We start from the raw sequence: 12,632 nt of genomic DNA on the forward strand, positions 1-12,632 counted from the left end.
GGCCGGTGCCGTCCCTAGAACGGTTCGGCAGCCAGGAGCAGAGCCTGCGGAAGGTAGGGGGACTCGACGCGGATGGCCCAGCCGCGGCGGCGGGCGTGGCAGGCCAGGGCCAGGATGTCGAGGTCGAGGGAAGCGTCCGGATCGTCAGCGCGGTCGGCGACCTGGTAGTAGTCGCGGTGGGCTTCGAGCGCGTCGGCCAGGGCCAGGTTGAAACTCTCCTCGTCGCCTTCCACGAGTTGTGACAGCAGCACGGCCGGCGGCATGGCGAAGCCCCAGTCCTTGGCCTTCTCGGCCTGTTGCAGCGCCCGCTGGGCGGCCGGTTCGGGATCGGTGCCCTTCAGGTAGGCGTGGAGGGCTTCGCGGTACGCGCTGAAGGCGGAGCCGTCCGGGCCGGCGAAGGTGGGACCGGTGAGGACCAGCGGGGCGAGTTGCTCGCGTGCGCCGGTGATGAGGGCGAACGCAGTGGCCTTCTGCCAGTTGCCGGCCCCGGCCTTCTCGTTCCGCCCGGCCGGGTAGCGCAGCGTGCGGCCGTCGACAGTCACCTCGGCCTCGGTGCCCGGTTCCGCCAGGGCGATACGGAAGAGGGCCGCCCCTATCTGGGAGGCCAGCCGAAGGCTCGCGAGCTGAGCGTCTGTGACGCCGCCGTTCCCCGCACGCCACTTGAAGAGGCGCTCCTGATCACCCATGACGCTGCCGAGCCGCCAGACGGCGAGCGGTTTCTCATCGACGGGCGTGAACGCCTCCTGGATACGTTCCTCGTACATGGCCTCGGTCTGCGGGTTCACCGTCCGCGTGCAGGCGGGCCGTTCCACCACGAGCGGTCCCTCGGCGAGCGCGGCGACCGCGTCCGGGCGCCGGTTGCGACCGAATCCGCCGACCCGGGGTCCTCGGGTCTCGAAGCCGGTGATCAGCGCGTGCGGGAGGTAGTCGGTGCGAACGGCCGGGGTCCAGCCCAGGGTCCGGTACGCGAGAGCGGCGAGGGCGATGGGCACGAGCGGCAGGAGAGTGCTCGGGGAAGCCGCGGGGCCGTGCAGGGTGGTGTGCCTGGTCAGGAGGCCGGCGAGCGCGGCGTCGAAGGCTTCCCGGTCCTCGGCGGTCAGGGCGCGCAGCGTGTGCAGCGCCGCACTGCCCGGCCGGTCCAGGAGTGGCTCGCCGGTCTCCTGGGCGCGGGTTCGGATGCGGTCCAGGGCCGCGTCGACGGCGGCGAGCTTGGCCTGCGCGCTCGGCGGATACTCGTCGTCGTTGCCGGTGTCGTCCAGGACCACGGCTGTCAATCCGGTGGCGAGCTCGCCGACGGGCGTCCCCTGCGCCTTCTCGGCGAACTTCTCCCGGGCGAAGTGGAAGGCCTCACCGTGCCACTTGGCTCTGTCCCGGAGGACCGACAGGCACAGCGCGTCGATCCACTCCCCGGGCGTGACGCTCTCCTCGGGGGCATCCTCACCGGGGTCGTAGCTCATGCCGAAGTTCACGTACTCCAGGAAGACCTGGAAGCTGCAGTGCGGGTGGTAGGCGGCGTAGGCGACGGCGCCGGCCGCTGCTTCGGAGGCGTCCTTGAGGGCGGCCTTGGCCTCCGGAGTGTCGAGGTCGGGTGTCGTGACGGAAAGAGCGCCCAGGTAGTCCAGGAACTCGTCCGCGATGGACTGCCATTCGTAGGTGGCCATCCGACCGCCCCTCGACATGGACCGCACCTGGCCCCCGATGCGGTTAGTGAAGTCCTCGCGTGCCGCCGACACGACGGCCTCGCCCACCCGGTGACGCTCTATTCGCACTGCCCTACTCCTTGATCGGTCTCTGCGACAGCCTAGACGCGGCATCTGACAGACCATCGACTGTGGTGACCGAGGCGCCGGCCGGGCCGCCGAGGGACTTCGCGGCAGGTGCGCCAGCGGCACTACGCCCCCTGCCCCCGGGCGCGGCCCAATCCTGGGATGACCCGGCACACCGTACGCCCGCGCGCCACCCCCGGCTGGGACCACCAACATCCCCTGCACGAGTGCTGGGCTGCTCGGCAGCCTGGGCGGGACGGCGGACGGGCGAGCGGGGCAACTCCGGGAACGCTCCCGGCGCGGCAGGTGCGATCACGCCCTGGACTTCAGGGCCACCCGACGCGAGGGCACCGCATCATGACCGCCCCTGAGACGGGACGCGGACCACACTTCCCGGGGAGGGCACGGCAGACCGGCCGCGGCGCGGCACCCCCGCAGCAACACGACCCCATCGCCTCACCCCGCCGCGAGGGCCTCGCGGGCGGCCGGGGACGGCGTCTTCCCTGATGCCGTCCCCGGCCGCACCGGGGACCGCGAGTCGGACGTGGTGCGCCCTTCAGTACGTCTTCGGTCGGTCCCGACGGGCACCGTCAGACAGCTGCACTTCGCACGACGCCTGGCCAGGCCGACGGCGAAACGCTGCTGGACAGCCAGGGAGCGTTCCACTTTCCACCGTGTTCAGGTGCCCTTCGATCCGTACGGCCGAATCCAGATGCGGTACGCGCTGTCTCTGGTGATGATCAAAACGGAAGAGCGGCGTAGCGATCCCGGGCAGTGAGCGGCTCCGGCGCGCTGTGGTGCCGTCGCCGACCGGAAGGAGGAGCCTTGGCGTATCTGGCTCGTATTCCGTTGGAGGGCGGCGGCTGCCTCCTGGTCGAAGCTCCGGCCGCAGCGGAGGGGCCCGTGAAGGCCGGTCGTATCGGCGATGCCGTTCACGACCTGCCGGCGAGTCTGCAGCAGGCTCTGGGCTCGATCGCCCAGGCGGCGCGCACCACACTCGACGAACTGCGGAAGGCAGGCCCCGACGGGATAGCCGTGGAGTTCGGTCTGGATCTCGCGGTGGAGGCCGGGGCCGTGATCACGAAGGGCGGCGCCAGCTCCCATGTCAGGGTGACGATGAGTTGGCAAAAGAGCGGTGCCGGCGCTGCGGAAGGCGCGGAGTGATCCGGTGGACGGCATGCGTACGGTGAGCGCCGACAGCGGGGGTGCGTCCGGACTGCTCGCTGCCGTTGCACAGGTCCTGAGACCGGACGGACAAGTCGTCGGGGCCGGCTTCCTGGTCGCGGAGGACCGTGTCGTCTCCTGTGCGCACGTCACGCTCGAGGCCGGAGCCGGACCGGGTGACACGGTGCGGCTCGCGTTTCCGCATGCGACCGGTGCCCCGCAGGTCGAGGGGTCGGTAGAGACGGAGGCGTGGCGCGCGCCGGAGGGCGACGACGTGGCCGTGATCCGGTTGAGCGGCAGTGTCGAGGGCGTGACGGCGTTGCGGTTGGGATCGGCGGCCGGCTGCCGAGGTCATGCGGTCCGTTCGTTCGGGTTTCCCACCCAGGCCCCGGCAGGTGGCCACTTCGGTTTCGGCGTGGCCGGGGACCTGCTGCCGGCCACCGACAGCAGGGGGTTGCATCTCCAGCTGACCGCCGCGAACGACCTGACCACCGGGTTCAGCGGCGCCCCGGTCGTGGACGAGGTGACTGGCTTGGTCATCGGCATGGTCACCGAGATCACCGCACTCGACGAACACGAGCGGGGACAAGGCATCGCCTATGTCACGCCCACGCAGACGCTTCGGGAAATCTGGCCCGGCCTGGCCGAGCACGACGTATGTCCCTACCGCGGGCTGGAGCCGTTCACCGCGGAGCACGCCCAGTGGTTCCAGGGCCGCGACGACGCGGTACAGCAGGTCCTCTCGAACCTCGCTCACCAGCAGCGGGTGACCCTCTTGCTGGGGCCCTCCGGCTCGGGCAAGTCGTCCCTGGTGCAGGCGGGTGTGCTGCCCGCTCTGGCCGCGGGCGCGTTGCCGGGCAGCGACACATGGCTGCACGTTCTCGCCCGTCCGAGACAGGATCTGCTGGCCGAGTTGGAGCGCGCGGGACTGCCCGGGGCCGCCAGTAGTGGGATCGCCGAGGCCGTCACCCGCAGACTCGCGGCCGAACCAGGTCACGAGCGGCTCCTGTTGGTCATCGACCAGTTCGAAGAGCTGCTCACGGAGCCCTACGACGGCCACCGGCAGGAGCACCTCGCGGCCCGTCTTGCCGCCACCGACCAGCTGACCACCGCGGTCAAGTCGCACGCCCGGCTCAGCGTGATCCTGATCATGCGCGACGACTTCTACCCACAGCAGGCCGCCCTCGCGCCCAGGCTGCTGGAAGCCGCGATGCCAGGGCTCCTCAACGTGCCGAGCACCCTGAGCGAGCACGACCTGCACGACATCATCACCCTGCCCGCAGACAACGTGGGTGCCTGCCTGGAGTCCGGGCTGCCCGAGCGGATCATCACCGACGTCCTGGCCACCAGCCCCGAAGGCACCCTCGTCCGCCGGGTGCCGGTGACCGTTCTGCCCCTGCTGGAGCTGACGCTCAGCGAGTTGTGGAAGCGCCGTCAGGAGGGATGCCTCACCCATGACGCCTACCGGCGCATCGGCGGGGTCGCCGGCAGCCTGACCACGTGGTGCGACACCGCCCTGGACCAGCTGCCTCCAGAGCGCCGGCCCATCGCGCAGCGCGCCCTCACCGCGCTGGTCCGGCCCGCCGAACCCGGCCACCACATTCCCGCCATCCGGGCGCAGGTTCCCCTCCAGGAGCTGCGTGAACTGGCAGCCGACCCCCACGGCGGTCCCGACAGCGACCGGGCCATCGACGAAGTCTTCGCGGTGCTCACCCGGCAGCGGATCATCACCATCCATACACCCAGTACATCGGGGCCGCCTGGTGACCCTCCCGCGCTGCCGGTGGCCGAACTCATCCACGAGGCCTTGATCCAGGACTGGGGCACTCTGCGCGAGTGGGTCGGACAGGACCACCGTTTCAACGAGTGGCTCGACCACACCCGCGAGCAGCGGGCCCGCTGGGCCGAGACGCGCGATCCAGGAGACCTGCTCGGGGGTACCGCACTCGCCGAAGGACTCGACTGGTCCCAGCAGCGTCATCTGCCGGGCGACATCACCGCGTTCCTCACCGCCAGCCACGAGCGCCAACAGTCCGTCATCCGACGCAGCAAACGCCTCAACGCGGTGCTGGCCACTTTGCTCGTTCTCGCCCTCCTCGCGGCGGGGGGCGCAGTCTGGCAGTGGCACACGGTCTCGGAGGAACGGCAGGCGGCGCTGTCGCGGCAGCTGGCGGCACGGTCCGCGACGCTCATCAGCGCGAACCCGGACGTGGCCGCCCTTCTGGCTATCGAGGCCTACCGCATCAGTCCTACTCCGGAGTCCGTCGAGAGCCTTCAGAGCGCTGCTGCCCTGCCGCTGAAGAGACGGCTGGTCGGCCACAAGGACTATGTGAACGCGGTGGCGTTCAGCCCGGACGGGAAGACGCTTGCCAGCGCCAGCGGCGACAGCACGGTACGGTTGCACGATGTGGCGAGTGGCAGCCTCCTTGCCACATTGACCGGCCACGAGGGCCCGGTGGGAGCTGTAGCGTTCAGCCCCGACGGCAAGACACTGGCCACCGGCAGTGACGACAAGACCGTACGGTTGTGGCATGTGGCCACTCACCGGGCCGTCACCACCCTCAGGGGCCACAACGGACCGGTGGAGGCGGTGACCTTCAGCCCCGACGGGAAGACCCTCGCCAGCGCCGGCGACGACAAGACGGCGCGGTTGTGGGACCTGGTGAGCAGCAAGACCCGCAGTACCTTGACGGGCCACACGGACTCAATCTGGTCGCTCGCTTTCAGTCCTGACGGAAAGACACTCGCGACCGGCAGCGGCGACACGACCACGCGGTTGTGGGACGTGGCGACAGGCCGGTCCCGTGCCACCTTGACCGGTCATGTGAACAGCGTCTTTTCGGTGGCGTTCAGCCCTGATGGAAAAACCCTCGCCACGGGCAGCGCCGATCAGACCGTGCGGTTGTGGGACCTGGCCACCGGCAGAACCCGCACCACGTTGACCGGCCACACGGACCAGGTGATGACGGTGGCGTTCAGCCCTGACGGAAAGACCCTCGCCACGGGCAGCAGCGACCAGACCGTGCGGTTGTGGGACGTGACAACCGGCAGAACCCGCACCACGTTGACCGGCCACACGCAAGAGGTGCGGACGGTGGCGTTCAGCCGGGACGGAAAGACTCTGGCCACCGGCGGCAGAGACACCACCGTGCGATTGTGGGACGTGACCACGGGCAAGTCCCGCACCACCTTGACCGGCCATGCGGGTTGGATCATTTCGGTGGCGTTCAGCCCCGATGGAAAAACCCTCGCCACGGGCAGCAGCGACCACACTGTGCGGCTGTGGGACGTGGCCACCGGCAGGACCCGCACCACTTTGAGGGGCCACACGGACCGGGTGATGACGGTGGCGTTCAGCCCTGACGGAAAGACCCTCGCCACGGGCAGCAGCGACCAGACTGCGCGGTTGTGGGACGTGGCCACCGGCAGGACCCGCACCACTTTGAGGGGCCACAATGACGAGGTGTGGTCGGTGGCGTTCAGCCCTGACGGGAAGTTTCTCGTGACCGGCAGCCTTGACGAGACTCTGCGGGAGTGGAACGTGGCCACAGGGGCTTACCTCGGTTCGGTGCCCCAGAATGATCAGGTCTATTCGGAGGCGTTCAGCCCGGACGGAAAGTACATGGCCGTCGGCCTCTTCGATGACAGCGTTCTGCTGTGGCACCGGGCTACCCACTCGGAGCCCGTCACCCTGACGGGCCACACCGGACCGGTGGAGTCCGTGGCCTTCAGCCGCGACGGAAAGACCCTCGCCACAGCCAGCGACGACCACACCGTGCGGTTGTGGAACGTGGCCACCCACAAGGACATTACCGCCCTGACGGGCCACACCGGACCGGTGGAGTCGGTGGTCTTCAGCCCCGACGGAAAGACCCTCGCCACAGGCAGCGACGACCACACCGTGCGGTTGTGGGACGTGGCCAAACACAGGAGTCGCACCATCTTGACGGGCCATACGGACGAGGTATGGTCCGTCGCAATCAGCCCTGACGGGAAGACCATCGCCAGCGGAAGCAACGATCACACCGCGCGACTCTGGGACACCGCCTTCGTCCAGCCTTCCGCGGCCATCGACAAAATCTGCCGGTCTGTCAACCGAGACTTCACCGCGGAGGAACGGAAGGCGTACCTGCCGGACCCGTCGGTAGGTCCTGCGTGCCACACGTCGTCCTAGCAGAGCCCTACGCGTAACTTGGGCTGAGCGGTCCCGCCCGATGGCAGGGCCGGTTCGGACACACGGGCGGCGGTGTGAGTTCTGGCGGTGTCCAGGCCGTTGGCCAAGCCTACCTTCGCGGGAGGGGACAGCCCCAGACCGGCTGCTTCGTACGCGCCGTTGTCCCATCGGACCTCTGGCTCCCGCCAGCGCAGGGGCCTTCCACGACCTGGCCGGAGGCGGCAGCGCCGGAGCCGACTTCCAGTACTACTTCACCGACTTCGAGACGACCGGGGACACAGGCGCGTTGTCCATGCCGGTCACGACCAAGGGAACGGCCCGAAGACCTGGCCGTCCGGCGCTCACTTCACCCGCTCGTTCCGGGGCCGGCCGCGCTGCGCGACGCGACGCGGGGCGTAACGAAGCACTACTAGGGTGATCCCACGATGACCATGTACGACACCTACGGCGCCCAGAACCACACCGCCGAGGAGCTTGCCGGGCTGCTTGCCCCGCTCCTGAACCTGACCTTCGCCGAGCACGACAGCTACTTCCGGGGCGGCTACCTCAAGGCCGAGGCGGGCCACGCTGAGATCGAGATCCAGCCCAACGCGATCCCGGGAGACGGCGAGGAAGACGACTTCTACGCATCGGAGCACACGGCGTTCCAGACCCTCGTGCTGGTCATCGCCCCGGCACCGGACAGCGCGCTCAACACCATCCTCGCCTCCGTCGAAGGGCTCGAAGTACTGGCCCACGAAGCGTTCTGACCCGTTGATCCACAACTATGGACAATCGCTGGTGTCTTTTCGGGTAACAGCCGCAACGGAAACGTCGGCGAAGTCGCTGCTGACCGTTGCCAGGGCGGTTCACTCTAGGTGCACTGCCGCAGCAGCAGGCTGCCGAGCGTGGTGCGCCGGTGCAGAACCGCCTTCCCGGCGCGCGTCGTGGAGATCAGCCCGGCGCCGCGAAGGGCCGCCGTGTGGGCGGAGACCGTCGCGGCGCTGACGTGGAGGTGTCGGGCGAGCTCGGTCGTGGTGCGGTCTTCGGCCAGTAGGTGCAACAGCTCGGTGCGGGTGGTCCCGATCACCTTGATCAGCGCCTGCGGGCCGGTGGAGCCGCCAGGCTGCGGCGGGAAGCCGGGACCGGCCGGGTAGGTGACCACGACCGGGCGGTCCGGGAGGTTGGACAGCAGCAGCCCGCCGGACCAGTGGAAGCTGGGCAGGAGAAGGAGTCCGCGCCCACCGAGGTGGACCTCCTGCGGCCTGCCCGGGAGCTCCCAGGTTCCGCCGTGCAGGCGGGCGCCCGGCAGTAACCCGGCCAGCAGCGAGCCGACACCGCCTTCGGCGAGTTGCACGGCCCGGCGCACGAACTCGGCGTGGTGCAGGTCCTGTACCTGCGCCCAGACCGGGCCGAGCAGCGCCTCGAAAGCCGCGTGCTGCGCACGGTCGATCACGCGCCAGGCATCGGCGTCACCTCGGTGCAGGTCGTGGATCCACGCCGGCGTGGGCCTTCGCATGGGTGCGTAGACGCGTTCCAGTTCGGCGCTGACCACCTCGGCCGGGGTCGAGCGGATCTGTTCCAGGGCCTGCGGGAGGGAGTCCGCCACCACGTCCAGGAAGCTCGGCGCCCGCCCGGCCGGGACGAGGTCCGCGAGCGGACCGACCGCCTTCGGCAGGGCACGCAGCACTCTGCGCCGCCAAGGGCCGTGGAGCAGGTCGCCATCCTGGCGGCACATCATCGCCAACGCCACGTTGAGTTCCTGGAGCGGGGCGGGCCGGGGCGCGAGGCTGAGCCGGGCGAAGTCGTCCGGCGTGAAGTGGATCCGGAGCACGGCGCCCCCTGTGTCGACCCGACAGTGTCCTGGGCGCCATCCTTGAGCCCCCAGCCTCAATGATCGCCCGCGCCGGGCCCGGCGGGACAGCATGCACGACATGACCTACGACTTCTCCCTCAGCCGACGCACCGTCACCAGGGCTGCGCTGCTGGGCTCCGCCACGCTGGTACTGGGCGTTGGAAGCCGCCGTGCCCATGCCGACTCCCGTCCCACGACGGCGGACCGTCCCACTGCTGCGGATTCGGTGCCGGGCGACGCCGTGCTCACCCTGCCCGCGCCGACCGGCCGCCACCCGGTGGGGTGTCAGTCGGTGTACGTCGTCGACGATTCCCGACGCGACCCCTGGGATCCCGCGATGCCGGTGCGGGAGCTGATGCTGACGGTCTTCTACCCGGCCCGCGACGTCACCGGCATCGCCCCTGCTCCGCAGCTGCCGCCGCAGGCCGCGAGCGTGTTCGGACAGATCGCTCCGCTCAGCCCCCTCCAGCTGCCCGCCGCGGGCGTGGACTGGGGCGCCACCCTGTCCCACTCGTTCCCGGGCGCCGCGGCGCCGCCGGGCAGGCGTCCGGTGCTGGTGCACAGCCCGGGCGGCGGCGACCCGCGCGGCCTGGGCACGTCCCTGGCCGAGGACCTGGCCAGCCACGGCACCGTGGTCGTCTCGGTCGACCACCCCGGCGACGCCGCCGCGGTCGAGTTTCCGGGCACTACGGCCTTCCGGGACGAGCAGGTGCGGACGACGGTCTTCCGCAGCGACCCGCGGGATCAGTCGGCCGTCGCCCGCACCATGATCGACGCGCGAATCGCCGACCTGCACTTCGTCCTCGACCGGCTGGGGCGGCCGACTGACCTGCCGCTGCCACGCGGGCTCGCCGAGGCGCTCGACCTGCGCCGCGTCGGCGTGTACGGGCACTCGGCGGGCGGCAGCGCCGTGGCCGAGGTGATGTACGAGAACCGGCGGGTACGCGCCGGGATCAATCTGGAGGGCTACCTGGACTACCCGCCCGCCGTCCCCGGCGGCAGCGCCGAACCGTTCCTGGTCACAGTGGAAGGAGTGGACCGTCCGCTCCTGCTGCTCGGCACCGAAGGGTTCGACCGTCGAGCGGAGCTGGATCGCTCCTGGTCGGCCGTAGCCGCCCGCTCGGGCCGGTGGGTCCGCAGCGTACGCATCGCCGACGCCAACCACTGGGTCTTCACCGACTACGCCGCGATGCTCCCCCAGCTCCAGGCGGCGGGGTTGATGACGGCGGCGGGGAGGGACAAGGTGATCGGCAGCATCGACCCGACCGTCGCGGTTGCGAAGGTCCGCCACGCGGTGCGTGGGTTCTTCGCACGGCACCTGGCCGCCCGCTGATCCGGAAACAGATGCAACATCGGGATGAGCTCAGTGACTCCCCCTCGGCCTGACGGTGCAGAACCCCGCCATGACCCTCGGGGCCGGCGCACTGGCCGCCCGCACCTCGGGTCGCCGAGTGAGGCGGATGCTGCACGGCTGCCAGGGTTCGCGGACGACGACACCCTTCTCCTCCAGCTTTCTCAGGTGGTAGTGAACGGAGCCGATGCCGCGGAGCCCTACCCGATCGCCGATCTCCGCGCAGCATGCGTCCCTCGCCGTGCTCGGCGATCGCCTCCCATGTCCCGTCCTCATAGATCTGGATCCGAGTCGTGCTCTTAACCAGCGGTGCCGTCTTACCTGTTCAGGTCCGGCTCCGCTGTTTCAACTGACAGCAAGCCGGAGCCGTCAGCCACGGCCGGTATTCCTGAAGATTCTTCCGAGGCCGTCGGTCGCTCTCGCGGCTCGAAGAGCTCGCCTGGAGCCAGACAGGGGAATAGCGGCCCCCGGCCGTCCGGTTGCCGAAAGCGCAAAGATCCACAGGGCAGTTCGGGAGGGTTTATGGCAGTCCACGGCACGGTGGCCGCCGGTTTCGAGGGAGTACGGGAGGAGTTCGCCGCCTTCCTCGCGGCCGAGGAACACGCGCCGGGCGCACAGCTGGTGGTGCACCGGGGCGGCGAGCGGGTCGTGGACCTGTGGTCGGACGGGGTGACCGGGGAGACGCTGCTCGGCGTCTTCTCGTCCACCAAAGGCGCGGCGTACCTGGTGACCGCGCTCCTGGTCCAGGACGGCGCCCTCGACCTGGACCGCACCGTGGCCTCGTACTGGCCGGACTTCGCCGCCGAGGGCAAAGGCGGGATCACCTTGCGCGAGCTGCTCGCACACCGGGCCGGGGTGGTCGGCCTGGACGCCGGGTTCCCCCCGCAGGAGCTGGCCGACGACCGGGCGATAGCGGCCCTGCTGGCCGGGCAGCGACCGTTCTGGCAGCCGGGTCAGTTCTTCGGCTACCACGGGTACGTGATCGGCGCGCTGGTCGGTGAGGTGGTGGTCCGGGCCACCGGGCGCACCCTGCAGGAGTGGTACGAGGAGCGGATCCGCGCCCCGTACGGCCTGGACATGTGGCTGGGCCTTCCGGAGTCCGAGGAGCCGCGGTTCCTCAGCACGCTGCCGATGCTGCCGACGCCCGAGCAGCAGGCCGAGATCGACGCCTCCCCGTACAGCCCGTACAGCCTGGGCGCATCGCGTTCAACGAGCACGCGCCCGACAGCGTCAGACTGGAGGACTTCGCGAACTCACGCCTGGTCCGCGCGAACGGCCAGGCGTCGGCGGGCGGCATCGGCTCCGCACGCGGCCTGGCCGGCATGTACGCGGCGGCCGCGTTCGGTCTGAACGGGGACGGCCCGCTCCTGAAGCCGGAAACCGCCGCCGAGTTCGCCCGGGTCCACTCCGCAGGCAACGACCTGGTGAGCGGCTCGCAGAAGGCCTTCGGCCTGGGCTTCAACACCATCGGCTGCCACTTCGACTCCGTCGGCGCCGGCGCATTCGGCCACAGCGGCGCCGCGGGCTCCCTCGCCTTCGCCGACCCCCGCCAGGGCTACGCGTACGCGTACACCCGCCGCCGCTATGCCTACCCGGGCGGCGCGGCCGCGGAGAACAATCGCCTGCTGTGGTCGGTGGTCCGGGCGCTCGGGTGACGCGAGCGGGGCGCGCCCCGGAGATCCGGACCGCACCCCACCCTTGGGCGTGTCTCTGCTGCCCGCCATACCGTCAGCACTCGCTGGAGCAGCACGAGGACCGTGTGAGGCCACGACCGAATCTGGCCGGTTCACCCAAGAGGTGGCGCAGATAGGCGTGGTGGGGCTACCCCGGACGTAAGACAGGCACAGGTCTTGGTGATCACCGAGTGGCGACGCTCTGTGATCACCGCGCCCTGCGCCTGTGCTGCCGGAGGGGTCGGCCTACGCGGCGGCCCATCCGGTGGCCTGCCAGCGCCACACATCACCGACCTGATCAGCGGTCAGCCCGCGTCGGCTGCTGCCCTCCTTATGGGGCGGAGTTGCGCGTCGACGTCGCCCGCCTGGCGAAGACCCGCCTGGTAGGCCGATTCCCAGGCCGCCAGGTCGCCCATGTCCGAGCCGAAAGCGCGCACCGAGGCCGGATCGGGACCGATGGCCACCACGGTGCCTGCCCCCACGGCCGCCAGCTGCTGGTTGAGCGGCTCCTGGGGAAACAGGTGGGCCATCGGCTCGACCACGACCAGCGTGGGGGGGGCGCACCGGGGAGGGGGGGGTGGTGCCGCCCGGCGCGCCCCCGCGTCGTTTACGAGGGGGGGCGTTTGGACCCGGGGCGGGGGCCCGGCGGGGGGGGGGGGGGGGGGCGCCG

At 70.4% G+C, this 12,632-nt stretch carries 9 protein-coding genes and 1 pseudogene; 6 read left to right on the forward strand and 4 right to left on the reverse strand.

What is annotated here, in order from left to right:
* Nucleotides 1-14 precede the first annotated feature (14 nt).
* Entirely contained in the window at nt 15-1,748 is a 1,734-nt protein-coding gene (locus tag ACWC94_RS31645) for an immunity 49 family protein (RefSeq protein WP_450800711.1), read from the reverse strand.
* Nucleotides 1,749-2,591: 843 nt separating this feature from the next.
* Here ACWC94_RS31645 and ACWC94_RS31650 point away from each other — a divergent pair.
* The 3 genes from ACWC94_RS31650 (at nt 2,592) to ACWC94_RS31660 (ending at nt 7,853) form a co-directional block, all read left to right on the forward strand.
* The gene (locus tag ACWC94_RS31650; protein WP_450800712.1) at nt 2,592-2,930 is read left to right on the forward strand and encodes a CU044_2847 family protein; all 339 of its coding nucleotides are present in this window, start codon (nt 2,592-2,594) and stop codon (nt 2,928-2,930) included.
* A gap of 13 nt (nt 2,931-2,943) precedes the next feature.
* Entirely contained in the window at nt 2,944-7,104 is a 4,161-nt protein-coding gene (locus tag ACWC94_RS31655) for an nSTAND1 domain-containing NTPase (RefSeq protein WP_450800713.1), read from the forward strand.
* Nucleotides 7,105-7,529: 425 nt separating this feature from the next.
* Nucleotides 7,530-7,853: a hypothetical protein gene (locus ACWC94_RS31660; protein ID WP_450800714.1), complete on the forward strand. Its 324-nt coding sequence runs from the start codon at nt 7,530-7,532 to the stop codon at nt 7,851-7,853.
* Between the two features lie 104 nt (nt 7,854-7,957).
* Here the strand turns inward: ACWC94_RS31660 and ACWC94_RS31665 are convergent, their stop codons facing one another.
* The gene (locus tag ACWC94_RS31665) at nt 7,958-8,917 is read right to left on the reverse strand and encodes an ArsR/SmtB family transcription factor (RefSeq protein WP_450800715.1); all 960 of its coding nucleotides are present in this window, start codon (nt 8,915-8,917) and stop codon (nt 7,958-7,960) included.
* 100 nt (nt 8,918-9,017) lie between these two features.
* Here ACWC94_RS31665 and ACWC94_RS31670 point away from each other — a divergent pair, with 100 nt between their 5' ends.
* The gene (locus ACWC94_RS31670) at nt 9,018-10,271 is read left to right on the forward strand and encodes an alpha/beta hydrolase family protein (protein ID WP_450800717.1); all 1,254 of its coding nucleotides are present in this window, start codon (nt 9,018-9,020) and stop codon (nt 10,269-10,271) included.
* Nucleotides 10,272-10,301: 30 nt separating this feature from the next.
* Here the strand turns inward: ACWC94_RS31670 and ACWC94_RS31675 are convergent, their stop codons facing one another.
* A complete protein-coding gene (locus tag ACWC94_RS31675) occupies nt 10,302-10,565 on the reverse strand; it encodes a LexA family protein (RefSeq protein WP_450800719.1) in 264 nt (87 codons plus the stop codon).
* 246 nt (nt 10,566-10,811) lie between these two features.
* On the opposite strand from ACWC94_RS31675, the pseudogene ACWC94_RS31680 reads away from it, so the two are divergent.
* A pseudogene (locus ACWC94_RS31680) lies at nt 10,812-11,318 on the forward strand (serine hydrolase domain-containing protein); the annotation flags it as partial.
* 50 nt (nt 11,319-11,368) lie between these two features.
* The gene (locus tag ACWC94_RS31685) at nt 11,369-11,944 is read left to right on the forward strand and encodes a serine hydrolase (RefSeq protein WP_450800721.1); all 576 of its coding nucleotides are present in this window, start codon (nt 11,369-11,371) and stop codon (nt 11,942-11,944) included.
* A gap of 323 nt (nt 11,945-12,267) precedes the next feature.
* On the opposite strand, the gene ACWC94_RS31690 is transcribed toward ACWC94_RS31685, so the two are convergent.
* Nucleotides 12,268-12,492, reverse strand: a complete 225-nt coding sequence (locus ACWC94_RS31690) for a hypothetical protein (RefSeq protein WP_450800722.1) — start codon at nt 12,490-12,492, stop codon at nt 12,268-12,270.
* Nucleotides 12,493-12,632: the final 140 nt, after the last annotated feature.

It is taken from the genome of Streptomyces sp. NPDC001135 (genome assembly GCF_053598395.1).

Coding starts and splice junctions, on each gene's coding strand:
- ACWC94_RS31690 (WP_450800722.1), bottom strand. CDS start 12,492: ATGGCCCACCTGTTTCCCCAGGAGCCGCTCAACCAGCAGCTGGCGGCC.
- ACWC94_RS31670 (WP_450800717.1), top strand. CDS start 9,018: ATGACCTACGACTTCTCCCTCAGCCGACGCACCGTCACCAGGGCTGCG.
- ACWC94_RS31675 (WP_450800719.1), bottom strand. CDS start 10,565: ATGAGGACGGGACATGGGAGGCGATCGCCGAGCACGGCGAGGGACGCA.
- ACWC94_RS31655 (WP_450800713.1), top strand. CDS start 2,944: ATGCGTACGGTGAGCGCCGACAGCGGGGGTGCGTCCGGACTGCTCGCT.
- ACWC94_RS31660 (WP_450800714.1), top strand. CDS start 7,530: ATGACCATGTACGACACCTACGGCGCCCAGAACCACACCGCCGAGGAG.